Annotated in this window: 14 protein-coding genes; 7 read left to right on the top strand and 7 right to left on the bottom strand. The window is 55.6% G+C overall.

Features of this window, described 5'->3' with window-relative positions; all coding sequences use genetic code 11:
- Nucleotides 1-39: 39 nt before the first annotated feature.
- The 4 genes from FEAC_RS06830 to FEAC_RS06815 are packed head-to-tail and all read left to right on the top strand — an operon-like array spanning nucleotide 40 to nucleotide 6,055.
- Nucleotides 40-2,364 (top strand): HAD-IB family phosphatase, encoded by a 2,325-nt coding sequence (locus FEAC_RS06830; RefSeq protein ID WP_035389728.1) that lies wholly within the window; start codon nucleotides 40-42, stop codon nucleotides 2,362-2,364.
- The gene (locus FEAC_RS06825; protein WP_035389726.1) at nucleotides 2,361-3,581 is read left to right on the top strand and encodes a zinc-dependent alcohol dehydrogenase; all 1,221 of its coding nucleotides are present in this window, start codon (nucleotides 2,361-2,363) and stop codon (nucleotides 3,579-3,581) included. Before FEAC_RS06830 ends, FEAC_RS06825 begins: the two co-directional genes overlap by 4 nt.
- Nucleotides 3,574-5,160, top strand: coding sequence for an NPN-dependent hydroxyacid isomerase, LarAH14/15/16 family (larAH, locus tag FEAC_RS06820; RefSeq protein WP_035389724.1), 1,587 nt, complete (start codon nucleotides 3,574-3,576; stop codon nucleotides 5,158-5,160). The genes FEAC_RS06825 and larAH overlap by 8 nt, the downstream gene beginning before the upstream one ends.
- Nucleotides 5,150-6,055, top strand: a complete 906-nt coding sequence (locus tag FEAC_RS06815) for a lysophospholipid acyltransferase family protein (protein ID WP_052565913.1) — start codon at nucleotides 5,150-5,152, stop codon at nucleotides 6,053-6,055. The genes larAH and FEAC_RS06815 overlap by 11 nt, the downstream gene beginning before the upstream one ends.
- 249 nt (nucleotides 6,056-6,304) lie before the next feature.
- Here FEAC_RS06815 and FEAC_RS06810 read toward each other — a convergent pair whose 3' ends face one another.
- The 3 genes from FEAC_RS06810 to FEAC_RS06800 all read right to left on the bottom strand — a co-directional run bounded on the left by FEAC_RS06810 (nucleotide 6,305) and on the right by FEAC_RS06800 (nucleotide 11,536).
- Complete coding sequence (locus tag FEAC_RS06810) at nucleotides 6,305-7,054, bottom strand: GntR family transcriptional regulator (RefSeq protein WP_269078255.1); 750 nt, start codon at nucleotides 7,052-7,054, stop codon at nucleotides 6,305-6,307.
- A gap of 559 nt (nucleotides 7,055-7,613) precedes the next feature.
- Nucleotides 7,614-9,977 carry an FAD-dependent oxidoreductase gene (locus FEAC_RS06805; protein ID WP_081901111.1) on the bottom strand — a complete coding sequence of 788 codons (2,364 nt, stop codon included), beginning with the start codon at nucleotides 9,975-9,977 and terminating at the stop codon, nucleotides 7,614-7,616.
- A gap of 11 nt (nucleotides 9,978-9,988) precedes the next feature.
- A complete protein-coding gene (locus FEAC_RS06800) occupies nucleotides 9,989-11,536 on the bottom strand; it encodes a 4Fe-4S binding protein (RefSeq protein WP_035389718.1) in 1,548 nt (515 codons plus the stop codon).
- A 116-nt stretch (nucleotides 11,537-11,652) separates the two neighbouring features.
- On the opposite strand from FEAC_RS06800, the gene FEAC_RS06795 reads away from it, so the two are divergent.
- Nucleotides 11,653-12,498 carry an RrF2 family transcriptional regulator gene (locus tag FEAC_RS06795; RefSeq protein ID WP_081901110.1) on the top strand — a complete coding sequence of 282 codons (846 nt, stop codon included), beginning with the start codon at nucleotides 11,653-11,655 and terminating at the stop codon, nucleotides 12,496-12,498.
- 46 nt (nucleotides 12,499-12,544) lie between these two features.
- Nucleotides 12,545-13,915, top strand: coding sequence for a cryptochrome/photolyase family protein (locus tag FEAC_RS06790; protein WP_035389716.1), 1,371 nt, complete (start codon nucleotides 12,545-12,547; stop codon nucleotides 13,913-13,915).
- 462 nt (nucleotides 13,916-14,377) lie between these two features.
- On the opposite strand, the gene holA is transcribed toward FEAC_RS06790, so the two are convergent.
- The 3 genes from holA to trxA are packed head-to-tail and all read right to left on the bottom strand — an operon-like array spanning nucleotide 14,378 to nucleotide 16,929.
- Nucleotides 14,378-15,343, bottom strand: a complete 966-nt coding sequence (gene holA, locus FEAC_RS06785; RefSeq protein ID WP_035389714.1) for a DNA polymerase III subunit delta — start codon at nucleotides 15,341-15,343, stop codon at nucleotides 14,378-14,380.
- Nucleotides 15,344-15,349: 6 nt separating this feature from the next.
- Nucleotides 15,350-16,213 carry a dihydropteroate synthase gene (gene folP / locus FEAC_RS06780; protein WP_052565909.1) on the bottom strand — a complete coding sequence of 288 codons (864 nt, stop codon included), beginning with the start codon at nucleotides 16,211-16,213 and terminating at the stop codon, nucleotides 15,350-15,352.
- An 8-nt stretch (nucleotides 16,214-16,221) separates the two neighbouring features.
- Nucleotides 16,222-16,929, bottom strand: a complete 708-nt coding sequence (gene trxA, locus FEAC_RS06775) for a thioredoxin (RefSeq protein ID WP_052565907.1) — start codon at nucleotides 16,927-16,929, stop codon at nucleotides 16,222-16,224.
- Nucleotides 16,930-17,009: 80 nt separating this feature from the next.
- On the opposite strand from trxA, the gene FEAC_RS06770 reads away from it, so the two are divergent.
- The gene (locus FEAC_RS06770) at nucleotides 17,010-18,029 is read left to right on the top strand and encodes a phosphotransferase family protein (protein ID WP_156099281.1); all 1,020 of its coding nucleotides are present in this window, start codon (nucleotides 17,010-17,012) and stop codon (nucleotides 18,027-18,029) included.
- A gap of 164 nt (nucleotides 18,030-18,193) precedes the next feature.
- Here the strand turns inward: FEAC_RS06770 and FEAC_RS06765 are convergent, their stop codons facing one another.
- Nucleotides 18,194-19,066 (bottom strand): hypothetical protein, encoded by an 873-nt coding sequence (locus tag FEAC_RS06765; RefSeq protein ID WP_035389712.1) that lies wholly within the window; start codon nucleotides 19,064-19,066, stop codon nucleotides 18,194-18,196.
- Between the last annotated feature and the right edge of the window lie 151 nt (nucleotides 19,067-19,217).

The following is a 19,217-nucleotide window of genomic DNA, read 5'->3' as shown; positions in this document are numbered from 1 at the left end:
ACGGCGTAAACTGACAACTCACATGATGGGGATAATACGGTGCTCGAATCTGCACTAAGCGGAAAAACTATTTTTGTAACCGGCGCGACCGGGTTTTTGGGAACGGCTCTGGTAGAGACCGTGCTTCGAGCACTACCAGAGACCAAGCTGGTCTTGCTCATTCGTCCTGGGCGGGCTATCACCGCAGAGGGGCGCGCCGAGAAGGATCTATTCAGAAATAACTGTTTCGATCGACTCCGCGATCAATGGGGTTCGCAACGTTTCCGCGACGAGATCGCGAATCGAGTAAGCATCGCCAAAGGCGACGTAGGCACCGACGGCCTCGGACTCGACGAAGAGGGTCAGCGACTGCTTGCCAACAGCGACATCGTAGTTCACTCCGCTGCTACCGTGAGTTTTGACGCCATGTTCGACCAGGCTATTGAGATAAATCTTCTCGGGCCAACACGGGTGATGCACGCCTACCAGCAAGCACGATCCAATCTTGAGGATAAAGGACACTTCGTATCCGTCTCCACCGCCTATGTCGCTGGCTCCCGGAAGGGAGACGCCCCAGAGCTCTCACTAACCGAGCAACCTCACTATCCAGACATCCCTTGGCAACAAGAGGTCAACGCCGCGCGTGCACAGCGCACCTCCACCGAGGCCTCCAGTCGAGAGCCAGACACCCTGGCTGAACTGCGTTCGATTGCACTTGCTGAGCTTGGAGCTGCAGGAGTTGCGCTCCTTTCGGAGAAGATCGAACGACTGCGTGCTGAATGGGTAAAGGATGAGATGGTGGCCAAGGGCCGTGCCAGAGCTCAAAGCCTGGGGTGGCCTGATGCCTACGCGATGACCAAGGCCCTAGGGGAAAGGTTACTCGAATCGGAGCATGGCCAAGTCCCTCTGTCGATCGTCAGACCCTCGATCATCGAGTCTGCACTCCGTGACCCTTTTCCTGGCTGGATTCGTGGTTTTCGCATGGCGGAGCCGATTATCATTTCATTCGCTCGTGGACTCCTGAAGGATTTTCCTGGAGTCCCTGAAGGTGTCGTCGACGTTATCCCCGTCGATCTGGTCGTAGGCGCAATTCTGACGGCTGCAGCGCATCCACCTGAGAGCGTCAAGCACTATCACTCTGCATCTGGATCCGTGAACCCGCTCAAGTATCGTCAGCTAGTTGGCTTTATTCGTAAGTACTTCAGCGAAAATCCACTCTACGACGAGATTGGACAGGCGATTGCGATTCCAGAGTGGACTTATCCTGCTCGGGGCCAGGTGGAGACGACGCTACGGCGTTCCAAACGATTGGTTGACACCTCAACTAAGATCATCTCGAAACTGCCGCTGCGATCGAACTTCGTCGAATATCAAGACCAGCTCGCAGAGACTCAACAGGGCCTTGAACGGGCCAGTTCATACGTCGAGCTATACGGTGCCTACGCCGAATGCGAGGCCATCTATCTTGCCGATAATCTACTAGAGCTAGCCTCCGAACTCGATGATGCTGAGCGAGCAACGATAGCAATGGACCCACGCTTGATCGACTGGGAGTCGTTCGTGCTAACGACACACCTTCCATCGGTAGTAGAGCACGCTCGCGCACGTACCCGCCCCAAGAGCAGCGCCCCAAAGCGGACATCCAGGGAAGACCGACTTCGAGCCTCGCTCCTCACCGGTCATCGCATGGCGGCATTCGACCTAGAAAACACCATCCTGGCGGCGAACGTCGTTGACTCATTCTCTTGGCTTGCGACAGCGAGCGTAGAGGGAGGTCAGAGGCTGGCGATCGCAGCGAGCCTCTTGGCCGAGGCCCCACAGCTCTTAGCGCTCGATAATCACGATCGCTCCGATTTCCTCCGCTACTTCTATCGGCGTTACCGTGGTGCCGAGCTCGAAGAGCTGGAGCGCAAGGCACCTGAGTTTCTCACCGGATACTTGCTCCGCAAATCCTTTCCCCTCGGCCTTGCGCGCGTGCGCGCTCATAGGCGCGCAGGCCACTTCACCGTCTGCATCACCGGTGCACTCTCCTTTGCCGTTGCCCCTATGGCACCGTTGTTCGATCAGATGATCTCTCTGGAGATGACCACCGATGACAACGGTCGATTGACGGGTGAGGTCCCTGGCGCACTCCCGATTGGGGAGGCGCGCGGTGACCTATTGCGCAAGCTAGCCAAGAGCCACGGATTCGAGATCGAAGAGACGATCGCCTATGCCGACTCCACAAGCGACCTCCCGATGCTCGAGGCCGCCGGTGCAGCTGTAGCCGTAAACCCAGATACCAAACTGCGCCAGCTTGCCCGGCGCCGCGGATGGCTAATTGAAGAGTGGTCACGCGCGAAGGGGTATGGCAACATCTTCCTCCCGATCGGAGGCCAGCTTTGAAGGCACTAGTCGTTAGCCGGTCGCCGGCCAGATTTCTAACAGCACGGTTTCTAAAGGATCGGCTGACAGACAAGGCTATCGAGTCCGGTCCGCTCAGCCTAAAGGACGTCGATACTCCGAGACAGCCCTCCAACGAATGGGTACGAGTACGACCGCTGCTCTCTGGAATCTGTGGGTCAGACATCGCCACCGTATTCTTCAACTCCTCTCGCTACTTTGATCCACTCACCTCGCTACCCTTCACGCCTGGGCACGAGATCGTCGGCGAGCGAGTAGACCGCCCAGGAGAGAGAGTCGTCGTAGAACCCGCGCTCACGTGCGCGATAAGGGGTCTCGCCCCGTGCAGGTTCTGTGCGGCTGGTGAGACGCAACGCTGCGAGTCTATAGCCATAGGAGATCTCAAAGAGGGAATACAGCTCGGCTACTGCGCCTCTACCGGTGGTGGTTGGTCAAATGAATTCATCGCCCATGAGCGCGCGTTACACCTGCTCCCAGAGACATTGACACTCGAGGACGCTGTGATGATCGAGCCACTAGCCTGCGCGATTCATATCAGCCTTGCGCCAAGTCGCCGCCAAGGCAACCTTGCCATCATCGGTGCTGGTACCGTAGGGCTCACAACCCTAGCAGCCTCTGCTCAGCTCGGTGAGTACGACTCAATCACCGTGGTCGCCAAGCACCCCCTGCAACGCCAGCTCGCAAAGGATCTTGGCGCCACTCAGGTGCTGTATCCTGATGAACTCCTCGGTGCTGCTCGTCGGTTACACGCCAGCCAGCGTGTAGGACGGTATCTGAGCGATGGTTTTGACACCATTATCGATGCGGTGGGCTCTACCTCGACCATCGAGTCAGCCGTCGAAACCGTGCGTCCAGGCGGCGAGGTCATCATGGCCGGCATGCCATCGAGGCAATCATTGGATCTCGCTCCACTCTGGCACCGCGAGATCACGCTAAAGGGCGCCTATGCCTACGGCCAAGAGCAGCTCGACCCAGCGACCGCCAAGCGAATTGGACTGCTTAGTAGCGATGGACTACCACGCACCTTCGACATCGCCCTTCACCTGGCCCCTAAGCTAGGGCTAGGTAGGCTCGTAACTCATAGATATCGACTCAATGAGTATGTTCCAGCCCTTCGCAAGGCCTATCACGGTGGCCGCGAGGACGCCATTAAAGTTGTTTTCGATCTCACAAAAAGAAAGTCGGTACACGATGCCTAGACCCGGATTTGTTCTCGAGGTTGACCGCGCGACTCCTCCGACGCTATTTTGGCACGGAGAGTCCTTCCGGCTTGAGCGTCTGCCAAGAGGGTCACGCATCCTCTATCCTCCAGAGCCATTGAACCCGATCAATGACGTTCGCGCCGCCATCGAGAAGGCACTTGACAACCCGGTTGGCGATGCACAACCACTGTCGAGTCTGCTGAACGCAAACATGAAGCTGACGATAGCCTTTGACGATGTCTCGCTTCCACTCCCGCAGATGACGTCACCTGACATTCGCTCACTGGTGATAGAGGCTGTGCTAGAACGTGCAGCCGAAGCTGGCGTCACCGACGTTGCCCTCATCGCAGCTCTCGCACTCCATCGTCGCATGACCGAAGGAGAGCTTCGCCATGCGCTTGGTAATCGGGTCTACAATGCTCTCGCACCCAGGGGGCAACTAACTCAGCACGATGCCGAAGATAAGACGAACATGACCGTGGTTGGAGAGACGGACCGTGGTGAACTTGTAGAGCTCAACCGTCGCGCAGTCGAGAGCGACCTCTTGGTCTACGTCAACATCAACCTCGTCTCGATGGATGGTGGGCACAAGTCAGTCGCGACCGGACTCGCTAGCTATGACTCCATAAAATTCCACCACAACGTCGACACCATGGTCCACTCGCGATCGTTCATGGATCGACACAACTCAGAACTACACTCATCTAACTGGCGTATGGGTCACGTGATCAAAGATGCTGGAGTCAAGATCTTCCAGATTGAGACGACGCTTAACACCGCTACCTTTCCAGAGAACTTCCGCTTTCTCTCCAAGCGAGAATGGGAATGGAACCTTCGAGATCGTGGAAGTTTCATCGCCTCTAGCGAGGCATTAAAGAGGACTCCACCCCACCTCGCCCGCCAGATCTTCCAGTCGGTGCGATCTCCCTATGGCGTGACCGGAATCACCGCTGGGGAGGTAGAGGCGGTCCACGAGATCACACTTGAGCGCGTCTACCAACAGCAACTAGTTAGAGTGGACGGCCAGTCAGACATCTTGACCCTTGGGCTCCCGTTCATCGGGCCCTATAACGTCAACTCCATCATGAATCCGATCTTGGTCTATTGCCTTGGGCTTGGTTACTTCTTCAATATGTACCGCAACAAGCCACTGGTGCGAAAGGGTGGTGTGCTTATCATGTCCCACCCAAACCGTCCCGAGTTCGATCCAGCATTCCACCCGAGCTATGTAGACTTTTTCGACCAGGTACTCAGTGAAACCACCGATCCGCTGGTGATCGAGTCCAAGTACGAGGAGTCCTTCGCTCGCGATCCCTGGTACATCCACCTCTATCGGACCGGCAATGCCTATCACGGCGTACATCCGTTTTACATGTGGTATTGGGGTGCCCATGCCCTCGACCATCTAGGTGGCGTCATCATCCTTGGTGGCGATCCAAAAACGACTCGCCGTCTTGGCTTCCAGTCGGCATCCACAATGGCTGATGCTCTTGAGATGGCCCGAACGATAGTCGGACCTGATCCCAGTATCATGCACCTACACTCTCCCCCCTTGGTGATGGCCGATGTCTACTAGGAAGTCTCCACGCCCGCTAGCAGAGTTCCTGTTGCGTCGACCAACGCCACCTGGATCGATGATCCCACCGCGAACTCATGCCACCGGCACAAACTACGACACCAGTTTTTCGCGCAAAGAGGTTGTTCGACGCGTACGCAGTTTCCTGCTCGACACCAGCATTGCCCCACTTACTCGTTCGATCACAAAACCTACAATCATCAATGCATCAGCGCTAGAGGCACTGGAGCGACCAATCATCTTCGTGGCGAATCACCAAAGCCACCTCGACACTCCACTCATTCTCACCGTGTTGCCACCCAAGCTACGCCACCACACCGTCGTCGGCGCTGGAGCCGACTTCTTCTTCGACCGTAGAACGAAGGGCTTCTTCTCCTCCACACTCCTCGGCGCTATCCCCATCGACCGAGTACGACCCTCGCGTGCATCGGCAGAGTTGGCCACCCAGCTCCTGGAGGAGGGTTGGAACCTCGTTCTCTTTCCAGAGGGTGGGAGGACGCCCGATGGACTCACCCAAGAACTCAAGTCTGGTGCCGCCCAAATTGCGATCAAAGTCGGCCGGCCGGTGGTACCGATTTTCATTGACGGCACCTATGAGATCTTCGGCAAGACCGCTGACCGAATCCACCCCGGCTCCACTACAGTCATCGTCGGAGAACCACTGTTAGCTCGAGATCAAGAACGAGTAGCCGACTTCAACGATCGCATCACTCATGCCCTAGGTATCCTAGGCCGCGAGGCGGCAACCGACTTTTACACCGCCCGTCAACCGAACGAAGCCTTACCCTTCCCCGCTTCGTCACGAAGTTGGGTTGAGGAGTGGCGCACGAATGGACATCGTCATGGTCATAGAGATCCACGTAAGTGGCCCAAACTGTTTGGCTCCCGAAGCTAACAGCTAAAACCACTCCCAATCTGCAAACCTAAACACCAGGTGTTCGACCGAGCTGGTAGCTATCTAAGCTCCTCCGTAGACGAATCGGCAATAGAATCGATCGATCTCCACGACCAGTCAACAGCCGGATCACGTCTCCCCCAACGGGTTGATATGACACTGGTTCGGCACACGCAAGGTCGCCTGACTTAGAAAACCGCCACACACGTCAAACGCCCTTCGCCCTTGACTCGCGGCGACTAACTCATCTTAGTTCGACTCCATGAGGCGCAGCCCAGTAGGGGCGATTGAGTTAAGCGCTGGGGCGAGCTCAATCTCGAAAACCGCCATCGACGCAGGAAAAAGTGACCGCGAAAAGAGGACCGGATGATCTTCGTCGTCGAAAGTGATCCGCTCACACAAGAGTCCAGGCACCCCCGGGGCAACGTGAAGGAGTTCAGCATCGCCATCGCTGATACTGACCCCTGCGATAGTCTGGACAGCGCGCTTTAGAGGTCGCTTCAACAATCGCGAACCACTAAGCAGCTCATAGAAGGAACGATGCTCGAGATCAACAATAGAGAGGCCCTTGCCCAGATACGACGGCACCCATACCGTAATCTTTGCGAACGGCGCACCATCAGCTAGATTTACCCGGGTAACTTCGAGCAACTCACCACCGCCAAGCACCTCTTCAAGTCTCCCGGTCGCCGTAATGATCCGCGACGCGACAATCTGCCTCCGCGGCACAACACCGATCTCCTCAAGTTGATGCTCTATAGTGGAAAACTCGCCGAGCACTTGTCGAAATGGAGCACGCGTAACCACCCAACCTCTTCCCTGCTGCGACTCCACAAGTCCTTCGTTACGAAGGATCTCCAGCGCCTTCCGGATAGTAATGCGCGACACACCAAACCGAGAGCCGAGATCGGCTTCGGATGGCAAGAGGTCGCCATTTCGGAAATCGGTAGACGAAATCTCCGCCCTGATCTCCTCAGCGACACTCGAGTAGCGAGGTATACGTACATGTCTTATACTTGTATTCTACCACAACATGACCGGACCAAGTTAATCTGCCGGGCGGCTGAGGCAAGCATCAACAGAAGTGCGACACTCTTATCTCACATGATGACAAAACGGCACCAGATCTGAAGCCTGTGTACTGCTAGCCGGCAATAGTTGCTCAGCTACAGAGATCAGAAGCTACCTCTACGAATGCATAACCCTACATCTCGGCCGAATAGAGACAATCGAGTGCAATGTGCAGGGCCGCGCCAATAGTCCTCTAAAGGTGCCCCAGCCACCGCGCCCCTCCTATGTTGCTGTGCCTAATTAAAGTCGATAGACCGTGTGCGCCGCCGCCTGAGGCAGTTGCTCGTCGTTGGAGTTTGGGTCCTATCATCGGAACACGGTTGACAACTACCTCAACACCCGACTAGAGTATCGTTAATCCCATAGGGGTTGTGTGCCGAGAGGGATGAGGTCATAGGGTTCCCTACTGGGAACGGTTCGGTTCCCCTCCCCTAGGGCGACCGAAGCCACCCTAGGGTTGTGTGCCGAGGGGATGAGGTCCAAAGTTCTATACTTCCACACTGGCGCGATAGCTCTGCTGCCGTGGAGAGTCTCCGCGCCTCCAGGAATCAATCGCTGCCTGCAACTCATTGATAGTGTTCATAGCATTAGCTGTCAATCCGCTGCCTCCCTGCAGCGCGCGAACTTCATTGATGGAACGCGCCACCGCGGCTGCCAGATCAGGCCTTATGCCAATCGTCTTCCCAATATCGTCAGGATGAACTTCATTGGTATCAAGCATCATCTTGAGTAGCCCAGCTGCATCGACGTCTGGCCAGGCAGCACCGCACAAGTCACGAACGAATTGGAACAGTCCATCAGCATGACTCTTCATCGCGCACTGGGCGACTACTTCATAGCCACGACCAGTAACTGCATTTGCGAGGCGATCAAGAGCATGCCCAGGATCGAATCCATAGGTCAACAGGACCGCTACATCCGTTGAACTACCGGGAAGGAGCTGACCTACAAGTTGCTGCGTTGCAGCACTCGCGTGCTGGCCGCCTACAACCATGCCGTCAACCCAAGTGGCCAAGATGAGGAGGTCGTAATCAGCAACTAGCTCAGGCGTAACTTGATCAACCGGAACAGCAACGATCTCGTTAGTGACCATGCTGAGGAGTTCGGCCAACCTCATAGCTAAAGCCCGCGTTGTACCCCCGGGGGAGTCAATACTGATAAGCACCCTAGGCGGACGCAGACGTCCAGCGGACGAAGGCGCATGTCGCGAAGATCGAGAAAGCAAGCTCTTGCCGAGCTTTCTCCCCTGTGCCATCGCCTCAACTACCGTCGAGGGACCAATGAGCGAATCGCCAACGACATAAACCCGATCACCAAGGGCGATCTGGGCACGTGAGCGAGCTCGCTCACGACCTACGGAAAGATCTCCAACCGGCATTCTTCGAGATATCTCATTCTCTAACCCGTTAAAGATCCCACTAGCCACCCAATGGCGGTCCTTGATAACAGGTACCTCTTTACGTACCGGCAAAGACGGGAAGCTCGCCAACAGTTCTGGCTCGAGACGATAACCAAGGGCTGCTACTACCTCATCTACCTCCATGACCCGGAAGACTTTGTCTGTCACCTTTGGACGCTGTGCTCGCTCCTCTTGGACTGTAGCGACGAGCGTGGCTGCGATCCGCCCATTGGGCAATGGCCTCAGACTCGCAACCGTCACCGAGAAGAGCACCTCTACACCCTCGTGCTCAGCCTCACCGAGCTCGTCTGGACGCACTAGCGAGAAGCGGCGGTCCATCCAGTCAACGCATGTCGCATTCCCACCCAGTCTCCTTGTCATGCGAGCGACATCCATAGCAGTGTTACCGGCACCAACCACGAGCACATCGTGTGGGCCATTGATTATATTTGCATCTCCAGAGCTCTGTCGAATCGTTTGGTATGCGTGTGCGAGGAACTCGTTCGCCTCGGTCACCTTGACGCTCTCCTTGCCGGCCGCCGTGATCGGGAGCGGAGCATTAGCACCTTGAGCAATGACAACGGCATCATAGCTGTGTGACAGATCCTCAAGAGTCTCGAGTGAGACCCTTGTGTTGGTAACGATCTCAACGCCTAGCCCTTCAAGTTGGGAGGCGACACGTGAAACTACAGCATCCGGAAGCGTGAACTCCGGGATGCCAGAACGAAGGAGACCACCTATCTTGGAGGACGCCTCAAAGATCGTTGCCTGGCCACCACCTCGTGCAATGACATCAGCTACTCCAATACCTGCAGGCCCACCACCAATTACGGCGACTGAGATTCCGACGGGCTCGCTAGTAGCGGCCTTTGGCTCACTCCTGTCTGCGAGATACCGCTCGATCTCGTGTATTGCTACTGGCATATCGCCCGCCAATGCAAACGAACACGCTCCCTCGCACTGGGTTCCAGTATCACAAACACGTGAACAGATCTCTGGCATCGAAGAGCTCGCCGACAGAATCTCGCGTGCACCAGCAAAATCAAGATTCCGAGCACGCTCTATGAATGCAGGGATGTCATTGTGCGTCGGGCAACCTCGAACGCAGGTTGGGTCTGGACAGTTCAAACACCGGTTTGCCTCGGCTACCAACTCATCATCACTGAGAAATCCGACGCGCACCTCGTGCAAGTCAGCCCGGACATCAGCGGGCTCAAACAGATGTGCTCCAACTCGATCGCTAACCCGCAGGGAACCCTCCACATGGATTGCTGCAAATGGACAGGTGCGCTCGCACTGCCTGCAGGCCACGCAGATGGATTCATCCACATTCACGGTGTAGGTGAACTCATCGAGGGTGATTGCCTCCACTGGGCAACGCACCAAGCACTCCTGACAACCTGAGCAACGATCCTTCAATACTGTAACTTGTGGAAACTCACTACTATTCATCAATCTCACCTCTAAGACGCTGCATGCATAATGATGTACAACCAACCGGCTACCCCGCCAAGGGCAACCATGAGGGCGACCGCAGCCACCCGTGCGCCTGCCACATGTCGCGTGAGAGGAGCGAGATCTCTTTTGAAGATCCTGAGAACTGCATAGATGCTCCCAATAACTCCGACCGCCATTACCGCAACCTGAACATCAACAATCGACGGATTGGAGAGGAGATGGTAGTTCACAAGCGACCACTTCGAAGTATTCACACCAAATATCTGGACGATGGCAGGAATCAAACGTGGAACATGCTTGAAGAACTTTGGTAGCTGCCTGGCAAAGTAGTCCATGCCAACAATCGGAATGAGTGCATACGAAAGCGGGAGAAACACTTGTCGGAATGGATTGACCTTCTCCATGAAGTTGCCAGCGGCATGAACTCCTCGAGCGGGATCGAGGAAAAGCATCTGATATCCCTTGAAGATGAATGCTGTTAGCACTGAGGCCAGAACAATGATGAGCAGATAATCGATCGGATTTGGATAGTGATTCCATCCAGTCAACCGATTCAAGAAGCCGTCCACGCTGGCGTAGACATTGGTGGCGTTCACCTGCTGATAGATAACCAGACCCCAAAGCAGAGCAACAGCCCAGGCGATATCTGCGCGACGACGCTTCGGCGCAATCACTGAAGTGAGAGGACTCTGGAGATAGAAACCAACGTTATTTGAAGGACATGCCTTGTAGCACTCTGTGCAAAGACCACAGGCTGCATTCGACTCGGCCGACCCGGGCCACGTGTACCAAGGGCACCCGTAGCCGGAAGTTCCGCCTCGCATGCAATCCTTGGTGGTGCATGCAAGACATACCGCTCGATCGTTGGTCCTAAAACCAGCCACCGAACCCATAGAACCCACAGAACCGATAAGGGCAGATAGAGGGCAGAAGTAACGGCAGAAGGTGCGACGTTCGAAGACGAGATAGAAAGTTACGGCAGATACAACGATGCCGAGTACCATCAACGAGGTGTCTCGCGGCGTTCCTGGTCCGGCGATGTTGAAGTACTCCTCCATAAAGGTGAGGAAGATGAAGGTCGCCACCGAGAGGGTGAAGCCCCACTGCGCCCAGCTCTCAGGAAGCTTGCGTCCCAAGCCCAACGGCTTTTGAATCCGCTTAAAGAGAGTGCGCCGCTGAATCCACTCAGCAAACCCGCCGAATGGACACATCGAGCACCAGGCACGACCGATTACTGCCATCATGACAAACACTAGACAGAACCAAAGATACCAGGTGATGGCGGTAGCGAAGTTGAGACCTGGATCCACGACCCCCATAAATCCGAGAAAGATAACTAACCAGAAGATGATCTGGTTAGGGATGATCAACAGGAACTGCGTCGCTCGCCTGGACAGGATCCGCGCTATCACGGGGTGGTTCGCTAGATTTGCCTTCTTAGGAAGATCTGTCTCTTTAAATCTAGTCTCACTCGCCACCACTGGAATGTGGAGACGCTTAGAAATCGTATCATCCGTTACTAGCTTGACTTTGGTCGGTTCAACTTTCGTCACCGCTTTCCTCCTCAGCACACTTATACCACTCGTTCATAACTATTGATTAGTCATGTACTAATGGTTAGTGTAGTTGGGTGATTTCTACTTGTCAAGTCCTGGAGTAACCTTTATCCATGAACTTATCTATGTCACGCCGAGCAGACTACTGCGTTCGTGCTGCGCTCTATCTTGCGAGGACCACCAATAACCCAGAAGCGACCAAGGTCAAGGAGATCGTGGCCGAGATGGGAATCCCAGCGACCTTTGCCTCACAGATTCTGGCAGATCTGGTGCGTGCCGACATCGCGACTTCGAAGCCAGGACGCGACGGCGGATATCGGCTGAAGCGAGACACTAGCTCGATCACTCTTTTAGAGCTGGTTGAGGCGGGCGAGGGGTCACTTCGTGCCGATCACTGTGCCCTTGGCGAAGGACCGTGCAGATGGGACACGGTCTGTCCCCTGCACGCCAGCTGGCAGTCGACCGTAGCAGCTGTACGACAGCAACTCAGTACCATTACGCTGGCTGCTATCGCCGAGGAGGACCTCCGACTTGAAGGCGCTCATGAAAATCCGATAGATAGTCATAGATCATTTCACCGCATCGAGGCCGAGGACTCCAGCTACGTTGAATTACCGCTCATGGAGGTCGAACAGCTTCTAGGTCGCCTTCACGATCAACAGCTGATCGAAGAGTTGCGTGACCCTATCAACAGCATCGAGGCTCTACAAAGCACTAACCTCGCGATGGCCTACCTGCTCGACGGCGGTCGAAGGCTCATTCTTGAACTCATCGATTCGGATGAGCAGAGCATCCGCCTCGAGTTAGACCTCGAACCAATCGCTATAGACCCTAAACGAGTTGAACTAAGAGGACATGCAAAGATTCGTAGTACGATGTCGACCGACTCCGATCCTCTGGTGCGAGTCGTGCTCAATAAGACTGCGCGCCTGCTGGAGGGGCTAGCAACCACACGTTAGCCACGTCGCGGAACGATTTCGCTGTCGATAGCGTTGGCCCTTAGGTATGACTCATGCCCTCTGGCTGCGTGGTGACCTTCGGCTCGCGGACCACGCTGGTTTCGCAAAGCTAGCAAAGCTTGTGGAGTCCTCGGTCGCGTTTTTCAACCTAGACCCAGGACTCAGGCGCTCACTAACTCCGCACAAGCGCGAGTATCTGATGGCGGCGCTTGCCGATCTCGACGTCCAGCTTGAGGGCCGGTTGACCTTGTTCGCTCTAGATCCAGCGACCCAACTCCCTGCCCTCCTGGCTTCGCGAGGGATCACCACCGTCTACACGCATACATCCGTGGGTCCAGGGATTCGCCGAAGACTCAATGCAACCAGCAAAGCCCTTCAGGACTTCGGTATCGTCGTTGAGCCTCTTGACACTCCCTATCTGCTTCCACCGGGGACTCTCAGCACCAAGGACTCAACGCCGAACTCAAATAACCTGGGCTATCGGGTCTACACTCCTTTTTTCCGAGCCTGGCGCCCACTCGCACTTGCGACACGGCCAATCGAAACCCCGTCTTCGCTACGCCTTCAGTGTCTTGCTCGCAACTTCGAACCAAAGGCGGAGGTTGGCCGTGGTGGCGAAAGCATTGCGCACGCAGACCTCGCACGCTTTGTCAACGACCGAAGATCTCGCTATCCGACTGAGCGCGATCTCCCAAGCCGTCAATCCACATCTGGGCTGAGTGCCCATCTACACTTTGGAACGCTGCATCCACGCACGATCATCGCCTCAATCGGTCCAGACGATGAGAAGTTTCTATCCGAGCTCGCTTGGCGCGACTTCTACGCCGACGTTCTCTATCGGAATCCAGACGCCGTCGATAACGAGCTTGATATCCGTTTCCGGTCGATCCAGTGGCGACAAGCTGGGGACAATCCTGATCTTCTCGGCGCCTGGCAACTCGGACGCACAGGATATCCGATCGTAGACGCTGGGATGCGCGAGCTCAGAGCAACCCACCTCATGCATAATCGAGTACGGATGATCACCGCTTCCTTCCTGGTCAAGGATCTTCACTTCGATTGGCGCATCGGGGCACGATACTTCGAGGAACAACTCCTCGACGGGGACCTCGCCTCAAACCGAATGAACTGGCAATGGGTCGCCGGGACCGGAACCGACGCCGCACCCTACTTCAGGGTCTTCAACCCGACACTGCAGTCGAAGAAATTCGATCCCGATGGAAGCTACATAAGGCGATGGATTCCTGAGCTCGCGTCGCTATCTAGTGACAAGATCCATGCACCCTCAGATCATCTAGACCCAACCACGCTCGGCTACGTCACACCAATCGTCAACCATCGCGTAGAGCGCCTGGACGCGCTTGCTCGCTATGCCAACGCCAAGGACAATTTAGTTAACTCCCGAAAGCATGACTGAACTCGCCAGAGAGCCTTCTCTCCTCCCCACATGTGTTGTATCAGGCCGGAACCGCTGATACATCAAGACCCTCGTCAGCTGTTGTCCCAAGTACCCGCGAGACCACGTGAAGCAGTCCATCCAGCCTCTCCGCTTGGAGCTGACGGATCCTGCCAAAGGTTACTTACTCTCGCCCCTCGGCATCGCAGCTAACGACGGTGTTGCCGTTTGAGTCAAGTGTTTCCAGTTTGCGGATCCGATCGCCGTCTGCGAGTTATACGATCCCCTATTTCGAAGATCTGACTTGGCCCAACATACGCCTTTGCCGATAATGACTCTGGTCGCCGCTCTCATATTCCGGGTCGATCAGATCGGGTCGACCGGACTAGGTTCACCAATCGAGTCCGAAGAGCTAAAGTGGGGCTAGGGTGGCAATCTTTGCACGCAAGCTCACGGTGGGCACTCGCTTAAGCGTCCGTGTGTCTAACCAACGAATAACCGAGTCATCCTTGCAACCAGAAGTTGAAGCACCGCATCGGCATCCAATAGCGATTCACCACGCAGGTCACGGGCCGCGTCGGCTAGCCAACTCACGATCGTCACCGCTGAGTGATAGTTCAACCGTCTGGCCGCACTCAACATGTTTCGCAAGGCAAAGTCTGGAGGTTTACGGGCACCGACCGAATCAAGAGCTGCCTTAGCCTGTTCTAAGCTCCGAACCCCCGGTGATACCAGCACGACCATGTCAAGATAGCGACGCTGCAGGACTGTAATTAGAAGCTGTGGAGCCTTCTGCGCCGCGAGAAGCCGTTCAAGGACAGCCATCGCCTTGCCAAGCTCTCCACGCTCGATAGCGTCTGTAAGAGTCCAGAGTGGAACCTCTCGCGCCTGACCTAAGTAGGGGCGGATATCGGCGACATCGAAGCTGTCACTCCCGCGTTGCAGCCCTGCTAGCACCTGAGCAAGTGGATTGACTTGCGACAGATCGACACCAGCGTGTTCAGTCACCAACGCAATCGCCTGGTTAGTCAACCGTACACCAGCCGCCGCAAAAACTGATGAGATAAAGCTCCTTCGTTCAGCCTCCTTGCCGACGGTGAGCTCGACCTTTTCAAGCACTGGATCTTTTAGACCACTCAGCGCCTTTGGCAGCCGCTTATCGGAGCTAAATAGGACAACGATATGCTCGTCTGCCATCGCGGTGAAGCCTTCAGCTAGAAACGGAGCATCCTCGGCCTTCAACGCTTCGAAGGATCGGACAAGGATCCGAAAGCGACTGACGAACATTGGGGCCTGCGAGAGCATGGCGACTAAATCGCTGACCTCGTCTTCACGCAGATCAAAGACGCGCAACTCCTCACTAGCTGGATCGAAGTTATTCATCTCCTGAACGATACGCTCTTCGAGAACGATCGGATCGCTAGCGACTACCAGAGATACAGTACGCATTAGCTATTAGGTCTCTTGTGCCGAAGCAAAGCGGTCAACAACATCGTCGCCCCGCAGTGCCGCAATCGTATCCAGTGCCTTCACGGTACCAAGAACGTCATGTACCCGAAAGATCACCGCGCCCAGCATCATAGCAAAACTAGCTGCGGCGATCGATGCCAAACGACGCTCGGTGATATCTAACCCCAGCGTCTCGCCGATAAATCCCTTGTTAGAGGCGGAGATCAACACTGGATAACCAGTATCCACAAGACTCTTGGTCGAGTTCAAGAGTAGGAGCGACTGAGCCGTGGTCTTGCCGAGATCGAAACCAGCGTCGACGATCACCGACCGAGGATCGACTCCATCCCGAAGCGCTCTATCTACGCGTTGGAGGAGGAAGTCACGAACATTGGCGACGAGGTCGTCATAGACAGGATTCGGGTCAGGGACACGCGGCTTTAGACGGATATGGGTAGCAACCACACCAGCACCGTGACGAGCCGCTACCTTGGTGTAGTCAGGATCACCAAACCCGGAGATATCATTACCCAGATGTGCCCCTGCGTCTAGTACCGCATCCAGGACCTCCGACCTCCAGGTGTCGACCGAGATGGCTACGTCGAGGCGACTTGCGACGGCCTCGACGGCCGGCACTACCCGATCGAGTTCCACCGATAACGTGACCTCGTCTCCTGGGCCAGCCTTGACGCCACCTATGTCTAGGATATCCGCACCTGCAGCCACCAGTTCGTCGGCCTTCTCGAGGAAACGATCAAAATCAAAATAGGTGCCCTTGTCGTAGAACGAATCGGTGGTCCTGTTCAAAATGCCCATAACGATTGGTCTAGCGAGACCAATAGAGCGACCCTTGAGGCGTAGTTCACGCAATAGGTACCTTAAAAAAGCCGAGAGGTAAAACTGCGCCGATACTGATTGATACGCGGGTCGTCGTCGGGAAGAAGGTTGAGCAAGTCCAAGAAGCGTTGGCGGGCAGCCTCGTCGGCTTTGACCGATTCAAGGAGTTCATCCAGCTCTCTGGTGATCTCATCATCTCCGAGTCCAGCGTCGCCCTCTTTAGCGAGTCGTATTCTCGCCTTCAACTTGGCCACCTCTGCAGTCTCTGGAAATCGAGCGAGAATTCCCTCCGCCTCATCGAGCTCCCCACGATCAGCCAGAAGCTTAGCGAGCAGGTAGCCGGCGACTTCGTTGGCTGGCTCAAGTTCTAGTGCCTGTCGGAGAGCGGGTTCGTTCCCCTCCTCGATTAGCACGTCTACCACCGTCTTGGCTGGTGCAAGTTTAGCGACGAACTCGCGAACCGAAGACTCCGGATAGGCACCCACAAAGCTATCGACGATCTTTCCGTCTTTGATGGCGAAAACGGCAGGAATACCCTGAACTTTAAAGGCCTGAGCAGAGGCAGGGTTATCGTCGACATTGATTTTGGCGAGCTCGACCTTGCCCTCGGTTTCAGCTATCACCTTCTCGATGATAGGACTCAAGGTCTTGCAGGGACCGCACCACGGTGCCCATAGATCCACCACCACCGGTCGATCCTTCGAGGCCTCAATTACATCCTGTTCAAAGGTTGCATCAGTTACGTCCATACTCAACGATTCTACCCTCTACTAGGCGTCAATCCGAGTCCTGCCAACAGAAGGTGTTGGTAATCGAGTACCATGAGACGATGGCCGAATATGACCGCCTCCTCTCGCCCAAGGCACACGACGTTATTCGAGATCTCGCCCACCTCGCCGGTGATCTTCGGGTCGAGCTCTGTCCTGGTGGTCGCTCAAACCTAACCTATCGGATCGAGGATACCAATAGCCACTCGGTCATCTTGCGTCGACCTCCTCAAGGCATGGTCCTACCAACCGCCCACGACATGGCGCGAGAGTTTCGCTTCCTCTCAGCTCTCTCTCCAGTCGGCTTTCCAGTCCCCTCACCTATCGCACTCTGCGAAGACCTCTCGATTCTCGGCGCACCCTTCTACCTCATGGATGAGGCCAAGGGCCTTATTTTGCGCGACCAGAAGGCAGCCAAAGATCTCTCCGTTGAGACCCGATCCAAGATAGGGTCCAACCTAATCACTACCCTTGCCCAACTCCACTCCTATGATCCGAGCAAGCTTGGACTCACAGGAGGGGCTGACCCTTTTGAGTATCTCGCTCGCCAGCTTGATCGGTGGCTAGGCCAAATCGCAACCGTCAACACCTTCTCGACCGCTCTAATCGAAACGGTCACCCGTGTTGGCAACGCCCTCCGCAACCGCATGCCAACCACAGACAAAATAGGTGTGGTGCATGGCGACTACCGCCTCGACAATGTGGTTGTCTCCGCAGATGGAGACGTAGTCGCCGTGCTGGACTGGGAGATCGCCTCTGTCGGCGACCCACTGGCAGACATCGGTATGCTCGGGGTCTACTGGATGAACGCAGACGACAATAGGTCCCACGCTATAAATGGCACCACCAAATTGGAGGGTTTTGCCTCCCGTGAAGAACTGTACGATCTCTATGGGTCGCTTCGGCACATAGATCCAGCCCAGATCCTCTACTATCAACGCTTCGGCAGCTGGAAACTTGCCTGCATTCTTATCGGCGTTGTCGAGCGCTACCGCAAAGGCGCATCAGGTGGTGACACCTCCAGCATCGACGACTACCCGGCGCTCATCGACGAGCTCCTCGAAGCCGCCGATCCGCATTAACTCCACAGAGCAACCAACAACAAGAAGCCAATCCGAGGCTGACAGCTATAGATCAACCAGCACTAAAGAGCTACTAGTGCACACCCGGGGATCCCTTCCGATGGAAGTGATCACACAGTTAACGCCGACGCGTTAGCCCATCATCGACCGATTAGGTCAAGCTATCAGCTCGGCCGATTAGGCGGAATCAAGGTCCAACCGATCTGATGGTGTGAAGACTGACCCTGGCGCCTTTTGACTCCTTCAGTGTTGATGTAAAAACGATTAGCATCATCGATGCGATCGTCGAGAAAGAGAGAGACGCTGCCAAGCAGAGACTGGTCTGGCTGACTCCAAAAGACAACGGCGGTGTGCTCCCCTACCTCGACCTCGTCAACATGTATGTCAGCATCGTGCAGACTCTGTTCTATGAGCGCCACCATCGTAGCCAGCCCGGCCTTTGATTCGACGCTGATCCTCTCGTAGCTCTCGGATTCACTGCCACCGCTTCCACCCCCATGGAACGCCACTACATCCGGCGAACGCACCAAGGCGGTAAACTGCGGCAGCTCGATCGAAGCTTGGAATCGGCGGGGGCCACTAGCCTCCATCTCAAGCATATGTTTTGGCATAGTACGCACGAGCGACCTGGTCACATCACCCTCGGGTGACACGCCAATGAACCACCCTCGACCCAAGTCGCGGGAACCAAAATGAAGTACGACAGAACCGTTGAGGGCGCGGGGCTGTATGGCCATGGGCAATTTCGGATGGATTTGCTGCATACCCTCGCGCGTCAGCACCTCACTGTACATAGACACCAATTGTGCGGCACTGTAATGTGAGAGGCATGTAATCGTAACATGTTCTTCTAAGTCGCCCGAACGCAGACAACGGGAAAGTACCTGGAACGCATCTCCAGGGAGAGGTATTGGAAACCCGAGTACTGGGACGGCCTGATAGCGCAGAACATCCTCGACTCCACCACTCCCCATCCCAAACATCGCCTCGACCGCACGAATGGGAACGAACTCCTCGCTAGCACGGTCATCCGCCATCAGTCCCCCCTTTTCTCGACATGACTACCTTATCATCATGGCCGACCGACCCAGGTACTCTATGTCGAAGGAAATTCTCCACCACGGAGTTCCTAAATAGACCTAGCTATACCTCCGACTACGGACAGCGTTCTCACCATCTTGATCTCGG

Source organism: Ferrimicrobium acidiphilum DSM 19497, from assembly GCF_000949255.1.
GTDB lineage: Bacteria > Actinomycetota > Acidimicrobiia > Acidimicrobiales > Acidimicrobiaceae > Ferrimicrobium > Ferrimicrobium acidiphilum.
This window is presented reverse-complemented; position numbering and strand designations above follow the sequence as displayed.